11 protein-coding genes are annotated in these 15,076 nt (G+C 68.7%); 8 read left to right on the top strand and 3 right to left on the bottom strand.

Features of this window, described 5'->3' with window-relative positions:
• The first annotated feature begins 278 nt into the window (after positions 1–278).
• The 3 genes from ACU6WZ_RS21580 to ACU6WZ_RS21570 all read left to right on the top strand — a co-directional run bounded on the left by ACU6WZ_RS21580 (position 279) and on the right by ACU6WZ_RS21570 (position 3,907).
• Positions 279–1,619: an O-antigen ligase family protein gene (locus tag ACU6WZ_RS21580; RefSeq protein WP_447029778.1), complete on the top strand. Its 1,341-nt coding sequence runs from the start codon at positions 279–281 to the stop codon at positions 1,617–1,619.
• 199 nt (positions 1,620–1,818) lie between these two features.
• Positions 1,819–2,955: a glycosyltransferase gene (locus tag ACU6WZ_RS21575; protein ID WP_447029777.1), complete on the top strand. Its 1,137-nt coding sequence runs from the start codon at positions 1,819–1,821 to the stop codon at positions 2,953–2,955.
• 13 nt (positions 2,956–2,968) lie between these two features.
• Positions 2,969–3,907: an NAD-dependent epimerase/dehydratase family protein gene (locus ACU6WZ_RS21570; protein ID WP_447029773.1), complete on the top strand. Its 939-nt coding sequence runs from the start codon at positions 2,969–2,971 to the stop codon at positions 3,905–3,907.
• A 30-nt stretch (positions 3,908–3,937) separates the two neighbouring features.
• On the opposite strand, the gene ACU6WZ_RS21565 is transcribed toward ACU6WZ_RS21570, so the two are convergent.
• The gene (locus ACU6WZ_RS21565; RefSeq protein ID WP_447029771.1) at positions 3,938–5,326 is read right to left on the bottom strand and encodes a lipopolysaccharide biosynthesis protein; all 1,389 of its coding nucleotides are present in this window, start codon (positions 5,324–5,326) and stop codon (positions 3,938–3,940) included.
• A gap of 239 nt (positions 5,327–5,565) precedes the next feature.
• A complete protein-coding gene (locus ACU6WZ_RS21560) occupies positions 5,566–6,852 on the bottom strand; it encodes a nucleotide sugar dehydrogenase (protein ID WP_447029770.1) in 1,287 nt (428 codons plus the stop codon).
• Between the two features lie 256 nt (positions 6,853–7,108).
• On the opposite strand from ACU6WZ_RS21560, the gene ACU6WZ_RS21555 reads away from it, so the two are divergent.
• The 3 genes from ACU6WZ_RS21555 to ACU6WZ_RS21545 all read left to right on the top strand — a co-directional run bounded on the left by ACU6WZ_RS21555 (position 7,109) and on the right by ACU6WZ_RS21545 (position 10,777).
• The gene (locus tag ACU6WZ_RS21555) at positions 7,109–8,179 is read left to right on the top strand and encodes an NAD-dependent epimerase/dehydratase family protein (RefSeq protein WP_447029768.1); all 1,071 of its coding nucleotides are present in this window, start codon (positions 7,109–7,111) and stop codon (positions 8,177–8,179) included.
• A gap of 23 nt (positions 8,180–8,202) precedes the next feature.
• On the top strand, positions 8,203–9,384 hold the full coding sequence (locus ACU6WZ_RS21550; RefSeq protein ID WP_447029767.1) for an MraY family glycosyltransferase: 1,182 nt from the start codon (positions 8,203–8,205) through the stop codon (positions 9,382–9,384).
• Between the two features lie 250 nt (positions 9,385–9,634).
• Positions 9,635–10,777 (top strand): glycosyltransferase, encoded by a 1,143-nt coding sequence (locus ACU6WZ_RS21545; RefSeq protein WP_447029765.1) that lies wholly within the window; start codon positions 9,635–9,637, stop codon positions 10,775–10,777.
• Between the two features lie 45 nt (positions 10,778–10,822).
• On the opposite strand, the gene ACU6WZ_RS21540 is transcribed toward ACU6WZ_RS21545, so the two are convergent.
• Positions 10,823–12,718 carry a DUF4012 domain-containing protein gene (locus ACU6WZ_RS21540; protein WP_447029763.1) on the bottom strand — a complete coding sequence of 632 codons (1,896 nt, stop codon included), beginning with the start codon at positions 12,716–12,718 and terminating at the stop codon, positions 10,823–10,825.
• Between the two features lie 1,049 nt (positions 12,719–13,767).
• On the opposite strand from ACU6WZ_RS21540, the gene ACU6WZ_RS21535 reads away from it, so the two are divergent.
• Together ACU6WZ_RS21535 and ACU6WZ_RS21530 are read left to right on the top strand one after the other, a co-directional pair.
• Positions 13,768–14,598, top strand: a complete 831-nt coding sequence (locus tag ACU6WZ_RS21535) for an IS5 family transposase (RefSeq protein ID WP_447029762.1) — start codon at positions 13,768–13,770, stop codon at positions 14,596–14,598.
• On the top strand, positions 14,595–15,041 hold the full coding sequence (locus ACU6WZ_RS21530; RefSeq protein ID WP_447029761.1) for a hypothetical protein: 447 nt from the start codon (positions 14,595–14,597) through the stop codon (positions 15,039–15,041). Before ACU6WZ_RS21535 ends, ACU6WZ_RS21530 begins: the two co-directional genes overlap by 4 nt.
• Positions 15,042–15,076 lie beyond the last annotated feature (35 nt).

Here is a 15,076-nt window from a genome sequence, read left to right as displayed (position 1 = left end):
CCACGACATCACCCAGGCGATGCAGGTCTCGGACGGGCTGCCGGACGGCAGTCGTCCCCTTCGTACGGTGCATCCAAGTCCCCCGAGGTCGCGGCTTTCGCATGAGCGTCGCAGGGCGGAGGCCGCAGGAGGGGTCGGCGAGCCGGTCCGGACCCATCAGTACCCTCCGACGGCGTATTGGGGACGCGGGCTCCCGCGTGCCGAATGCACAGTGCCGTGTCGGCGCGGCCACACTCGGCCCGGTGACATTGCCAAGGACGCGAATGAAGGTGCTGCTCATGGTCAGCGCCGCAATTTCCGTGCCAGTGACCACCTTGGACCCCGGGCGGCCTCCAGCGCCTGGGCTGGACGCCGCCTCACTGGCGGACGTCTTGGGCTCGGCATGGCCGGTGGCGGCGACGTTGGTGGCCCTGGCCACGCTCGGGATGCTCCTGCCGCCCGAGCTCCTGCTGACCGGTGCCGTCGTGCTGGGCCACGGGTTCGCAATCACCGCTCTGCAAGCCCCCGTGGCGGGGCCGCTGCTCATCAGCGACGTGCTGTTGCTTGCCTACTTGCTGCGCGTTGTCGCAGAGCGCCGTCCCTCGGCGGAACGCAACGGATCGGTCAACCTGTGGCTCGCACTGTTCCTGGGCTGGTCGTTCCTGGCCACGCTCTACGCAGGCTTGACCGTCACACCCTTGCTCCGGATCACCGCCTACTGTGCGGTGTTCGTTCTCCTGTCGCGCCGGTGGGTGGACCGGAGACTCGTCTACTACGGCGTACTGTGCTACGCCCTCGCCAACCTTGTGGGCGGCGTGCTGCTGGGGCAACAGCGGCTCCTCGGGGTGGACATCGGCGACCCCTCTCAGACCGGCGCTCTTCTGCTGGCCGCGCTGTGCCCGCTGCTCACATCCGAACTGCGGTTCAGGGGCAGGTGGTTCGTCGGCGCGGTGCTCTTTTGCGGGATCTTCCTGACGCAGACGCGCGGCGTGTGGTTCGCCACCGTCGTCGTGCTGGTCGTCTGGGCGCAGAAGAAGCTTTCAGCAGTCAGGATCGCCGCCGTTCTCGCGGGTCTCGGGCTGGCAGGGCTGCAGATGGTCGGCTTGGTCACCCAGTGGTTGGGCCTCAACAGCTTCAGCGAGGTTCTCCGTAGGCAGAGCGTCGTCAACGGAATCCGCTCCGGCCTGGAGAATCCCGTCTTCGGGAGCGGATGGGGACACGTGTCGTCCATGGACCATTTCCAGGTGGCCGGCTGGAACCCCACCCGATATGTCATGCCCTACAACCTGTTCGTCAATGTGTTTGCCGCGGTGGGTCTGCCCGCACTGCTGGCGCTCGTGTTGTTCCTGGGAGGGCTGCTCCGGCGCCAGGCATGCCGACGTGACGCACCTCTGCTGTTCACCGTCGCCGTACTCGCCATGTCCTTGACGGAGATGACCCTGTACGCGGGGTCGACACAGACGCTGCTCTTCTTCGTCTACGCGGGCATGGGGCTCGGCTCGGCAGTGCCGCTGGACAGGAGCATCGTCAGGATGCGGAACCCGACCACTGCGCGCCGGCTGACCGCGCCACGGACCGACCGGCCGGGAGAGCTCCGTACGAAGACCGGTGTCAGGCGCGCAGCACCGGCCCCGACGTGACCGACGTGTAGGCCATAGGTGTTCCCTCGCTGGGCAGGCGGCGCGTCGTCGTCGTCGCTTGCTCCTGTCGGGTCACCATGAGTGCGCGTCGCGAGCACGTACCAGTGCCCGACTCAGCGATCGGCCAGGAACGCGGTGAGGCTGAATGGTGATTGCCCGAGGTCACACCCACGACGCCGCTCCCTCCCGAATCCGGGTGATGAGGGTCATCGCCCGGATGAACGTGGGCGGTCCGGCCCTCCAGGTCTCCACACTCATGCGGGGACTCGACAGCGAGCTCTTCGACCACCGGCTCTTCGCCGGCTTCGTGGGCCCGGACGAGGCCGACTACGTCGAGCAGCGGGCCCCGCAAGTGCGGGTCTGCCCTGTGCCGACCCTGGGCCGGGCCGTGCGGCCCACCGATGATCTGCGCGCCCTGTCGGCACTGACCGCCGCCATGCGCCGGTTCCGGCCGCACATCGTGCACACGCACACCGCCAAGGCGGGAGCACTCGGACGTACGGCGGCCGTGCTCGCCCGGGTGCCGGTACGCGTGCACACCTTCCACGGCCACCTCCTCCAGGGCTACTTCTCCCCGGCGAAGACCCGCCTGGTGGTGCAGGCCGAGCGCAGCCTTGCGACCGTCACCGACCGGCTGGTGGCCGTGGGACGCAGCGTCCGCGACGACCTCCTGGCCGCCGGCATCGGCCGACCCGGGCAGTACGCCGTGGTGCCGCCCGGCACCACGCCGGCCGCTGCTCCGGGCCGCTCGGAGGCGCGCAAGCAGCTCGGCCTCCCGGAGGACAGCCTCGTCGTGGCCTATGTCGGGCGGGTGACCAGGATCAAACGGCCCGACCGGTTCCTGTCGGTGGCCCGAGAGGTGCGTCGCGCCTTTCCGGCCGCTCGATTCCTGGTGTGCGGAGACGGAGACCTGCACGGCGATCTGGAAGCGGCCGGTGATCTGGGCGACTCGCTCCACCTGCTGGGCTGGCGCGCCGACGTGGAGACCGTCTACGCCGCCTCGGACATGGTGCTGCTCACCTCGGACAACGAGGGTATGCCGGTCAGTCTCATCGAGGCCGGGCTGGCGGGGCTGCCAGCCGTTGCAACGAACGTGGGCAGCGTGGCTGAGGTGGTCCAGGACGGGCAGACCGGGCTTCTGGCCCGGCGCGACGCAGACGAGCTCACCCGCCACACCGTCAGGCTCCTCGGCGACGACTCGCTCCGCCGCCGGATGGGCGAGCAGGCCCGCGCCTGGACAGCGCGGCAGTTCGGGGCCGAGCGCCTGGTGCAGGACACCCACGACCTCTATGCCTCCATCGCCGTGGCACGCGGCTGGTGGCCGAGCCCCCAGTGAAAGGCGCGAACCGTTGAACGTCGTAGTGACCGGAGGCGCCGGGTTCATCGGAGCGAACCTGTGCCGTGAACTGACGTCCCGCCCTTCCGTCGGCAGGGTCGTCGCCCTGGACGACCTGAGTACCGGTACAGCGGCCAATCTCGCGGGTACGGACGTGGAGCTGGTCGAGGGCAGCATCCTCGACCGCGACCTGCTCGAGGGCGTGGTGGCCGGGGCCGACGCCGTGGTCCATCTGGCCGCGCGGCCATCCGTGCCGCGTTCCCTGGCGGATCCGTTCGCCAGCCACGAAGTCAACGCCACCGGAACCATGCGCGTCCTCGAAGCGTGCCGCCGCGGAAACACCCACCTGGTCGCCGCGTCCTCGTCGTCGGTGTACGGCTCGGTCGCCGACCTGCCCAAGCACGAGGGCCTGCCGACGCGTCCCCTCAGCCCGTACGCCGCCAGCAAGCTCGCCACCGAGGCCTATGCACTCGCCTACGGATCGACTTTCGGCCTTCCGGCGCTCGTTTTCCGCTTCTTCAACGTCTACGGCCCGCTACAGCCTGCCGGACACGCCTACGCGGCCGTCGTTCCGGCCTTCATCGACGCCGCGCTGCGCGGTCAGCCGCTGACGGTCTTCGGCGACGGCCACCAGACCCGCGACTTCACCTACGTCGGAACGGTCGCCCGGGTGCTCGCCGACGCCGTCGTGCGGAAGGTCACGAGTACGAGCACCGTCAACCTGGCCTTCGGTACCCGGATCAGCGTCCTGGAGCTCGCCCATCACCTCGCCAAGACGCTGGAGCTGGCGATCGACATCCGCCACGAGGACCCCCGCCGCGGCGACGTGCGCGACTCGCAGGCGGACGACGGGCTGCTCCGCAGTCTCTTCCCGGGTCTCGCGGCGGTTCCGCTGGAGGAGGGGCTGGCGGAGACCGTCCGATGGTTCCGCTCCCTGCCGGCGTACGCGTAGCAGAGTTGATGTGCGCTCGCGGGCGGGAACTCAGTGGTCTCCGCCGCAGGCCGCACCGACCGCCTGGACTCGGGGGCCAGTCCCCACCGGACCCGGCTCAGGCTGGACACCCGGATCCGACATCGACCGGGTGAGGCACCTCAGCACAATGAACCAGCCGGCCGTACTGAGGACCATCAGGCCCAGATTTCCCCATGCCCAGGCCAGTGTCCTGTCCGACGCACCGGCGCAGAAGTGGATGACGCCGGCCAGCATCCCGAGCTGACAGACGCCCTCGGCGGTGAGGAAGACCAGCCTGACCCCGGGGAAGCCCAGAGCCGAGGGCAGAACCTTGGACCAGATCGCCGTGCCACGCAGCGCGGCCCCTGCCAGCATCACCACCGCCGCGGTCGCCAGGATCGTGTACTGGGGGCCGTACATCAGGCCGATCAGCAGGCCAAGGAGGGAGACCGCGGCCACCACCGCGACCAGTCCGATGGCGCCGACGAGTGCACTGCAGCGGCGGACGTCGCGCATCACCGCCCATCGGCGCCCATGGGCTCCGGCCCGTGCAATACGCGGGTAGAGCTGTGACGCCACCGGGTTGACGACGCTCCCGAAGAGACGGCCCGGAGCACCGGCGATCTTCAGGTACGTCACCAGGGTGGGGCCACCGAGCAGTCCGGCCAGAAGGGAGACGCCGCTGTCCGAGGCCAGGGAGACGGATTGGGTCGCCGAACTCTTCACCAGGAAGGGCAACAGGCCCACCGGCATCGGAGCGGGGCCGTCAGCGGGAGGGCCGCACGCCTGCCTCACCTGCCGCCAGGCGACCACGGTGACGGACATGGTGGAGACAAGGCTGGTGATCACGGTGGCCACCAGGTAGCCGACCGTGCCGGCCGTCATCAATGCCGTCAGCGTCACCAGGAAGCCGAAGACCGCGAGCACCACGCGGATCACTCCGAGCCGCTCGAGCCGGTCGGAGATCGCGAAACCGACCGATGCACTGCCCCAGGGCGTGGCCGCTCCTGCCGCCAGCACGGCAGGCACGAGCAGCGACAGCCGTTCGGCGGGAATCCATCCGAGGGCCGCGGCGGCCGACGCCGCCGCCACGCCCAGGACCGTGGCCAGCAGCCCGGCCCCGATGTCCAGCCGGAGAAGCCGGCAGTACAGCCGGGTTCCGTGACCGGGGCCGCGACGTTGTTCCATGGGAACGAACCGCTGCTGTGCGTCCTCGAAGCGCGGATCCCACAGCAGGAACCAGACCGCTGCCATGGCCTGGGTCAGAAGCACCTCCCCCGCCGCAGTGCTGCCGACCAGCCGGACCAGTGTGACGGTGGTGGCGAACGAGAGTGCCGCCTCGATCTGGCTGGCGGCGGTGAGCGAGCCGAAGGTCCTCAGATGCCGCTGCCAGGGCAGGCGCCTCGCCCAGCGCCTCACCCACCTCCCGGGGTCGGTCCCGGCACCTGGGGCCTCCAGCGGCGCCGCCGTTGGCGGTGTACCACTCACCTGCTGCTGCACCTCCTCGTCACTCGGAGCGTGTGGCGGGCATCGGCCTCTCTGCCGCAACCGCCCCACGGCCCGTCCGACCTGGCGAGGCCGTCCCGACCCCGGCGGAGCAGGAGGATCCGGCCGGCCTGGATCCTCCCCGGCCCGGGAAGGGCGCGGACGCGCACGGGTCAGAGGACCTCGACACGCTCACCCCGGCAGCGATTGCGCGAGTCGAAGACGTAGGCCCCGGCTTCTTCGACGAGTGCGTAGTCGAAGGCATCGTGGTCGGTCGCCACGACGACCACGTCGGCCGCCCGGACCTCCGCCTCGGTGAGTTCGACCCGAGTGATCTCCGGGGGAACGAGGTACGAGTCGGTGTGCGGCTCCGCCACCACCAGCCGGGCGCCGAGAGCGAGCAGCGACCGGGCGAGGGCGAGGGCCGGCGACTCACGGATGTCGCCCGAGTTCTTCTTGTAGGCCAGACCGAGTTGCAGCACGCGCGAGCCCTTGACCGACTTACCGCGTTCGTTCAGTCCGCGGGTGATCCGCCAGACGGCGTGGGACGGCATGTGGCCGTTGATCTCGTTGGCCAGGGCAATGAATCGGAGATCCTGTTTCAGCAGCCTCTTGACCTGCCACGACAGATAGGACGGGTCCACCGGCAGACAGTGTCCGCCCACGCCGGGACCGGGTCGGAACGGCATGAAGCCGAACGGCTTGCTGCTGGCGGCCTCCACGGCCTCCCAGATGTCGGCACCCAACTGTCGGGACACCATGGCCATTTCGTTGACCATCGCAATGTTGACGTGCCGGTAGGTGTTCTCCAGCAGCTTGGTCAACTCGGCGGTCCGGCACGAACTCACCGGCACGGTCTGCTCCACGATGTCGCCGTAGAACCTCTCGACGCTGCCCAGGGACGCGGGGTCGATCCCGGAGATCACCTTGGGCGTGTTCTCCAGGTGCCAGTCGGGGTTGCCCGGGTCGATGCGCTCGGGGCTGTAGCCGAGGTGGAAATCCGCTCCGGCCCTCAGTCCGCTGCCCGCTTCCAGCAGCGGAAGCAGCAGGCTCTCGGTCGTCCCGGGATACGTGGTGGACTCGAGGATCACGGTGGAGCCGGGTGAGATGTGGGGGGCGATGCTCCGACCGGCGCACTCCACGAAACTCAGATCGGGGACGCTCTCACGCAGCGGTGTCGGCACGGTGATGACGCATACGTCGAAACCGCCGATCCCGTCGTAGTCGGTGGTGGCACGGAAGTGGCCGCTGTCCGTGATGGCCATGAGGCGTGCGTCGTCGACGCCTTCGATGTAGGAGTCGCAGCCGCCCAGGCGTTTGACACGCAACTCGTCGGTATCCACGCCGATGACGGAGTATCCCGCCTCGACCGCCCGGACGGCCAGCGGAAGGCCTACGTAGCCCAAGCCGACGACGATCAGGTTGCGCCTGTCGACCTCGCTGCTCTGACGCACCCTCATCACTCCGATTTTCTATTGAGGAACCGGCATATGCCGTAGCCCATTGATGCATACGCGGCAGCTCCGGCGCGCCCTTTCGGGATGTGTCCGGCCGACATCACCCTGATTTCGTAACGGGAGACTCGCCGAGCGTTCCGTCATCACCTGACGAGGTTCCAATCTCCGCTATTCATCGCATAGGTGAACGTTAGCTCGGCACTGTGATCGAGCTCCCCGGAACCGCGACCCCACCACCCGAACCGGAGTGACGCCGCACATGGATCGTTGTTCGAAGTACCTGGTCACCGGCGGAGCCGGCTTTATCGGCTCCCATCTCGTCGACGCACTGCTGGCTGACGGAAACAGCGTGGTGGTCCTCGACAACCTCACCACGGGACGGCAGGAAAACCTCACCCAGGCGCGGACGAACCCGCGTTTCCGCTTCGTCCACGGGTCCGTGCTGGATGCGCCGCTCGTCGACGAGCTGGTGCAGGAATGCAATATTGTCATCCATTTGGCTGCCGCCGTAGGGGTCAAACTCATCGTCGAGCAGCCGTTGAGGTCGTTCATCACGAACACAAAAGGCACCGAGACCGTCATCGAGTCCGCGCAGCGTTACGATCGCAGGATTCTCATCGCCAGCACCTCGGAAATCTACGGGAAGAACTCTTCAGGACCGCTCAGCGAGACCTCCGACCGCATCCTGGGCAGCCCTTCCGTGGCCCGGTGGTCGTACAGCACCGCCAAGGCGGTGGACGAGATCATGGCCTGCCTCTACCACCGGGAGCGAGGGCTGAGGTCGACCGTGGTCCGGTTCTTCAACACCGTGGGCCCCCGCCAGAGCCCGGCCTACGGAATGGTCATTCCGCGGTTCGCCCGGCAGGCAGTGCTCGGGGAACCCCTCACGATCCACGCGGAGGGCAGCCAGAGACGCTGCTTCCTGCATGTCGCCGACGCCGTCGCGGCGCTGCTGCTCCTGCTGGAACATCCCGAGGCGGTCGGAGAGACCTTCAACATCGGCGCGGACGACGAGATCAGCATCCGCGAGCTCGCCAACCGGATCATCGCCCAGACCGGAAGCGTCTCACCCGTGGAACACCTGTCGTACGCCGAGGCTTACGGACCGGACTTCGAGGACATGGAACGACGTGTCCCCGACACCACGAAACTCCGCGCACTGACGGGCTGGCAGCCCCGGCGCAGCCTCGCCGACGTGCTCGCCGACGCGATCGCGGACGCCCGTGCCGCAGAGCGCTACACCCAGTCGGCACACGTGCCGGCCACCCCGGAGCCACGTCTCCCCGCAACCGACGGACCCGTTCCCGAAACCGCTGTGGCGGGACGGTGACCGGCATCGGCGCAGTGGTACCCATGGCGGGAGCAGGCGCCGCGGCCCTGTTGCTCGGACTGCTGCTGACGGAAGCGATGCGGCGCTTCGCCCTGCGCCATGGGATCACCGACCGTCCCAGCGCCCGTAAGGCGCACACCCGGCCCACGCCCTATCTCGGCGGTGTCGCCGTCGCGCTCGCCACCCTTGCCGTGGGTACGGCCGTCGCGCTCGCCCGGGGTGTCTTCAACCCGGTTCTCGCAGTGGTGCTCGGCGGAGCGGCCATCGTGTGCGTCCTCGGGCTCATCGACGATCTGCGCCAGCTGGGCTCCAAGGTCCGGCTGTGCGTCGAGACGTCGGCCGCCACGCTGGTGGTAGTGGTGGGGGGGCATCCGACCGTCTTCGGCGGCGCGGTCGACGCGGTGCTCGCCGCCCTGTGGATCGTCTTCGTCACGAATGCGTTCAACCTGCTGGACAACATGGACGGCGCAGCGTCATCGCTGTGTGTCGTCATCGGAGGATTCGTCTGCCTGACTGCCCTGGCAGGCGATCCGATCGGCCTGGGTGTGGTGATGGCGGCACTGGCCGGGGCCTGTCTCGGATTCCTGTTCCACAACAGGCATCCGGCACGGATCTTTCTCGGTGACGCGGGCTCACTCTTCCTCGGCTTCACGCTGGCCTCCGCGATGATGGTGTCCCACGGTGGCGCCGCCGGCCTGTCCGGACCCGCCAGCCTGCTGCTCGCCACCCTGGTTCCGACGTTGGACACCGCGCTGGTGATGCTGTCCCGCTACCGGGAGTCGAGGCCCCTGCTGCAAGGCGGCACGGACCATATCGCCCACCGGTTGCGGCGCATGGGCTTGACGGTGCCGCAGGTGGTCCAGACGCTCAGCGCCTTCGCCGTGGTGGGCTGCCTGTCCGCGATGCTGGTGACCTACGGGTTGCTTGCTCCCGGCATCGCGCTCCTCGCCGCCTGCGCAGTGGGGATCGGGTCGGTGCGGCTGCTGCTCGAAGTCCCCGCTGTGGCCACCGCTTCGCCGCGCGTCGCGGTCCCGGCCGGCGCCCTGGCCGACGGGGGTGCCCGTACAGCACTCCGGTGGAGACTCAGTGCTGGGTCCAGACTCCGCCACAGGGCGGTGCGGCCGACGGGCGTGCCGCACTCGCGTGAAGCCACGAACGCCGCCGCGTTGTCCCCGACAGCGGGCACTCTGGTGGCACCGCAGTGATGCCGTAGACGAGTCGATCAGCAGCCACCGGGGCCGACGACATCGGCCCCGGCCTGGTGAATCGCTCTGGAACAACCGCCGGGCACGCCCTCAGCAAGGGCGTGCCCGTAGTACTGCCCTTTCGGCATCCGGGTGATGCTCCCGCGAAAAATGCGCGACCGGGCCAAGGCTTCGTGTTCGGCTGCCATTCAACACCTATGGTGCTGACCCGCGACGGCGCAAGGCCTCGTCGGCATCGGAAGGCGGCTCGATGACCACGACGCGTATCTGCGAAGTGATCAAGACCCTCGATGTCGGCGGTGCCGAGGTCCTCCTGGTCGAACGCCTGCGCAGGGCGCCCCGGTCCGACCGTGACTACACCGTGGTCTTCCTCCGAGCCGAGACGGAGGAACTGGTGGATGCACTCCGGGACTGCGGAGTGACACTCGTCGATCTCCGGTCCTGTCCGCGGAGGCTGCGCTACCTCGGACTGCTCCGTGCCGTGCGGCGCCTGGCTCCGGACGTGGTCAACGTTCACTCCCCGTTGCCCGCCGCGGTGCTGCGCCCCGCCCTGCACCTGATGCGCCGGCGCCCGGCGCTGATCTCGACGGTGCACTATGTGCGGTGTCACCCGCTGACGAGGCTGCTCGAACGGCCGACCCGGCGCCTTGACGATCTCACGGTGGCCGTCTCACCACAGGTGGCGGCCTCCGGCTCCGTGCGGGGCGCTCGCCATGTCCGTACGCGCATCCACGGTGTGGACGTGGCCGCGCAGCGCAGCTGGGCACGACGAGCGGACCAGGTGCGGGAGGAGTTCGGGATCCCGGCGGACGTCTTCGTGCTGGCGTTCGTGGCCAACTTCCGTCCGGTGAAGAACCACGCGCTGCTGGTCGAAGCAGCCGCTCTGGTCCTTGAGCGGCGTCCTGACGCGCTGTTCGTCCTGGCCGGGGACGGCCCTCTGCGCGAGCAGGTGCTCGCGGACATCCGCCGACGCGGGCTACAGGACCGAATGCCGTATCTGGGACGGATCCAGCAGGCCGGCCGGCTGGTGGCGGCTGCCGACACCCTGGTTCTGGCATCCCACTACGAAGCGATGCCCGTGGTGGTCATGGAGGCACTGGCGTCCGCTGTGCCGGTGGTGGCCACGAGAGTCGGGGGAATCCCCGACCTGGTCCGCGACGGCGACAATGGCATCCTCGTCCAGCCCGGTTCACCACAACGGCTGGCGGAAGGCATCCTGCGTGCCATGCGGCCCGAGGTCCATTCCGCGCTCGCCGCCCGAGCGCTCGCCGACACCACGTCGGTGGACGTTGCCTCCACCGCCGCATGGTTCGACGACGTCTACGCCGCCTTGGCGAGCGGAGCCCGGGAAAGCCGAAGAGACGCCGTCCCGGGGGGAGTGCAGGTCCGCTGACTCCTCCGCGTCCTCGGTCACCGCTGCCTTCTGTGGTGTCCGCCGTCAGTCGCCGCACGTGGGGTAGGGCTCCACATGGGCCTGCAGCGGTGTGACCAGCGGCTGGCGCCACAGCACGGGCGCACGGTCACTGACCGGCTCCAGGAGCTGGAGCGTCAGGGTGCGGGCGTGCTGCGCGGGCAGCTCCAGGTCCAGCGTGTAGACCGGGTGCCGGAGTTCCTCGCCGATGCCCACCAAGGCGGTCCGGCCGTCGAGGGTCGCACCGGTGAGCTGTGCGCCCGTGCTGGCGTAGTAGGAAACCAGCACCCGGTTGTCTCCCGGCCGCACGGGGTACGCCGGCTTGTCGCCCCGCTGGGTGACGTAGGGAGGAAGCCCCGACCGCGGCGCCCGGTTGGTGAGAGTGATCCGCGCGGTGACGAGCCGGCCTTGCGGCGTACAGCGGCCCGAAACCCAGTCCAGCTCTCGCTCCAGGTAGTAATCCAGCTTCCCGCCCGCAGCGTTGTTGACGACGAGTCCGGCGAAGGAGCCGGCCTCCTGGGGAAACGTGCCGCTCAACGGACGGGTCGACAGCAGACGTTGCTCGTCCTCCCGGGCGCTCCACACCTTCAGCCGTCCTGTCGCCGCGTCACCGTACGCCGCCTTGAGCAGTCCGGGAATCCGTCGCGGATCGTGGAAGGCGTCCACCAGGGTGGTGACTGCCGTGCGCGCCACCCCGAGGAGGAACGCCTTGCGCCGCGCGTCGTCGGAGTAGCGTGCGTAGCCCGTGCGCTCCGTGAGGTCCAGCATGTTGTCACCGGTGAGCGCCGCGCCGTCGGGCAGTCGTCCCGGGCCCGCCACGCGCAGCAATCGGCCCAGGGTGGTGGGGTCCAGGGCGATGACCCCGTCCACCCTCTTGCCGCTGCGCTGGCGCCAGGTTGCCGCCCAGATACGGGCGGCGTAGGGGAAATGCGGGCTGAGATTGGAGTTGGCCCAGAAGCGGGTGGGCTCGTACCGGGCATAGCGGGCGGTGTATTCGGATCCCAGATCGACCGCAGGACTGCCACCCGTCACCCCGTCGTCATTGCCGAAGGTCTCGAAGTGCAGTCGTCCCCGTTCGGCGGTGAGCACGGCGAAGGCCCCCGGCATGCCGCCGGTGCCGCGGGCTTCCGCCGTGTTCTGGACGCCGACGAAATACCGTCGAGGGTCCTGGTCGCCCAGCATCGCCGGCAGTACACGGGCGGCCACGGCGGCATCAGACGTGACGGGGGCGATCCGGTCGAGCAGCCCCACCAGTTGCGTGCGCGCGTGGTCGGCCGCCGGCAGCCAGGTGGTGCGGGGAAGACGGCCGGCCTCCGCACGCGTCTCGGTGACTACCCGTGCCGCCCGCTCCAGAGCCGGAGCCTTGCCGCCGAAGGCGGACAGCAGGGCACCCCTGCCGCCCTCACGGGAGTCATCGGCGAGTTCGGGAGCGATGCGCACGAACGGCGGAAGTACGTCGTGCGTCAACCGGTCGGCGGCGCTCGCCGCGCCGCGAACCGTTTCCGCGGGTCGGCCGAAGAACGGCACCTGCGCGAAGAGGTACCAGGCGGGTCCGGTGGTCAGGCGATGCGCCCGGGCGGCGTGCACCGCCGCAGAGCTCATCGCCGCCCCCGAGTCGGTTGTCGCTGCCCCCGAGGCAGCGTTGCCCTTCGTATCCACGACCGAGTGCCGCAGCGCATCCAGCGACCGCTGAGCGGCCAGCAACTCCGTCCGGGCCAGCAGACCGGTGCCCACGATCCAACCCGCCAGGGCGAGACACAGGACGGCGACGGCCGACAGTACGTACCGGGCACGCGGCCGGGGGAATCGGCGCCGTGCCGGCTCCGTCCTCGAAGACCGCCCCGTGTTCTCGAGGAACTCGAGACGCTCACGCAGGTGTCGCAGCCACACGGAGAACTCGGTGATCAATGGTTTTCGAGCCACGAGGCTACTCCACCCCCGTACCGCCGCCGGGTGGGACCCCTCCTGTCGCCCCGCGAAGAGCGTGGCCGGGCCGGTCGCCCGGACGAGGGGCCACAGCGGCGGCAGCGGAGGCTGTGCCGACCGCCCGCGCGCCACGCCACATCGACGGCGTTGCCAAGTTCTCCACGCTCCTCACATGAGTCCAGGCCCGAACAGGCGAGGCGAAGTGGCTCTACACACGCATACATGTCCCGGGTAGCGTCTGATAACGCCATGGAATCCCTAAATGACCGAATGGCCCAATAAATCATTCTTACTTCGTCTGACCGCGCCTGGCTCCCGCCCATGTGCGATGTGCCGGTCTGGTGTCAGTGGGCGAGTGTCAGTGACGGCACGTCAGGCCGGGATGTTCTCGCTGGTCGGGCGTTGAGGAAGAGCGCGGTGACTGTCGTGGGGTGGTGTGTGCGGGGGGTGTTGCTGTCATGGGGCTGTGAGGTTCGGTCGTGATGACACTGGGATGTTCGGCGTTGTGTGTCACCGACGTGTAGGTGTATTTGTGCTGCTCAAGGGCAGTTGGATCGGTCGATCATGGTGACAGTTCCCCGAATATTGCAGTGACGTGAAGCCGTATCGGCCGGTGTCGTGTTCGCCGTGTCTCCTTTGTCTTCCTGGTCTTCACGGAGCCGTCTGGGCGTGTGGAGTGTGTCCGGCGGTTCTTGGCAGGTGCTGCGGGGGTGCGGTGCCGGTGCCGGTGCCGCGGAGCCTGGCTGGTCCAGATTCCCGCGGTAGTCCCGAGGGTCATTAGCACGCGCATCTATCGAACTGGCGGGAATGTTCTGCTGTCACCCGCTCGGGTGAGCGGCTGGGCTGGAAGCGTACGCGCGGCTCATAGCCTCGCATCAGACGCATCCGTCACACACGTGTGTCTGGCTGAACTGCCCTGTGTCCCAACGCTGTTGGAGGCTGTAAGAGTGCGGTTCGCACTGTAATGCCGGGTTTGGTGTCGCTCGATGGGGTGGCGTTGGGGCATCTCTGCCGGTCAGGCGTTCGAGGTTCGCTTGGGTGGCGGGATGAGTGGTCGCAATCCGTACCCGAGTGATCTCACCGACGAGCAGTGGAAGTTGATCGAGCCCGTGATCAGCGCCTGGAAGGCCGAGCACCCCTCGGCCACCGGCCATCAGGGCAAATACGCGATGCGGGAGATCGTCAACACGATCCTCTACCAGAACCGCACCGGCTGTCAGTGGGAGTACCTGCCGCACGATCTGCCGCCGAAGAGTGCGACGTACTACTACTTCGCCGCCTGGCGTGACGACGGCACCGACCAGAGCGTTCACGACCTCCTGCGCTGGCAGCTGCGCGAGAGCCGGAAGCGATTAGCCGACCCGAGTCTGGTGGTCCTGGACACCCAGAGCATCCACGCGGCCGTCGGCGTCCCGGCCGACACGACGGGCAAGGACGCTTCGAAAAAGGTGCCGGGCAGGAAGAGATGCCTGGCCGTGGACGTGTTGGGCCTCGTCGTCGAGGCCGCCGCCCTGCCGGCGTCCGCGCACGACAACGCTGCCGGCATCGCCCTGCTGAACGGTGTGGCCGCGCAGACCGACACGGTGCGCAAGGCCCTGGTCGACCAGGGCTTCAAGAAGAGCGTCGTCGACCACGGCAAGACTCTCGGCATCGATGTCGAGATCGTCGAGCGCAACCCGGCCGAGAAGGGCTTCGTCCCGCAGGCCAAGCGGTGGATCGTGGAACAGACGAACGGGATCTTGATGTTCTACCGCCGTCTCGTGCGTGACTACGAACACCGGCTCGCCTCCTCCCGCTCGCGGGTGTTCTGGGCGATGACGTCGGTCATGGCCCGCCGCCTCACCGGCATCACCCTCCCCTCCTGGAGGGGCGCGTGAGTGAGATCCTCCAGGTCGAGGCCGTACTGGCCTACGTCGAGGTCCGGATGAGCGAAGTCTCCGAGCAGGCCGGACGGCTCCGGGACCAGATCGCCGAACTCACCGCCCGCCTCTGCGAGTTCGACACCGAGAGCGAGAATCTGCAGATCACCCGCAAGACCCTCCTCAGCCTCCCCGCACCGGCACCGGCACCGGCACCGGCACCGGCACCGGTCGACGATCCACCCCGCGCCGAGGTGCCGGAACACCCCGCCTACCAGCAGATCCTCACGGTCCTCGCCGACACCGGCCATCCGATGCGGGCCCGCGACATCTGCGAGGCCCTCGACCTTCCGATCCTGCCGAAGAACACCGAGGGCATCCGCTCCAAGCTGAAACGCCTGGTAACCCGCGGTATCCTCACCGAGCCCGAGCCCGGCTTGTTCACCCAGCCCCGCCCCTGAGCACCAGCCCACCCCACCGAGCAGGGCACCTCACC

The sequence above is a fragment of the Streptomyces hypolithicus genome (assembly GCF_052934925.1).
Note: the sequence above shows the minus strand (reverse complement) of the source record. Positions and strands in the feature narration are given on the sequence as shown.

What these genes read in the sequence shown, in the direction of transcription:
- ACU6WZ_RS21580 (WP_447029778.1), top strand. Translation starts at nt 279, where the DNA reads ATGGTCAGCGCCGCAATTTCCGTGCCAGTGACCACCTTGGACCCCGGG.
- ACU6WZ_RS21575 (WP_447029777.1), top strand. Translation starts at nt 1,819, where the DNA reads ATGAGGGTCATCGCCCGGATGAACGTGGGCGGTCCGGCCCTCCAGGTC.
- ACU6WZ_RS21560 (WP_447029770.1), bottom strand. Translation starts at nt 6,852, where the DNA reads ATGAGGGTGCGTCAGAGCAGCGAGGTCGACAGGCGCAACCTGATCGTC.
- ACU6WZ_RS21555 (WP_447029768.1), top strand. Translation starts at nt 7,109, where the DNA reads ATGGATCGTTGTTCGAAGTACCTGGTCACCGGCGGAGCCGGCTTTATC.
- ACU6WZ_RS21550 (WP_447029767.1), top strand. Translation starts at nt 8,203, where the DNA reads ATGGCGGGAGCAGGCGCCGCGGCCCTGTTGCTCGGACTGCTGCTGACG.
- ACU6WZ_RS21545 (WP_447029765.1), top strand. Translation starts at nt 9,635, where the DNA reads ATGACCACGACGCGTATCTGCGAAGTGATCAAGACCCTCGATGTCGGC.
- ACU6WZ_RS21535 (WP_447029762.1), top strand. Translation starts at nt 13,768, where the DNA reads ATGAGTGGTCGCAATCCGTACCCGAGTGATCTCACCGACGAGCAGTGG.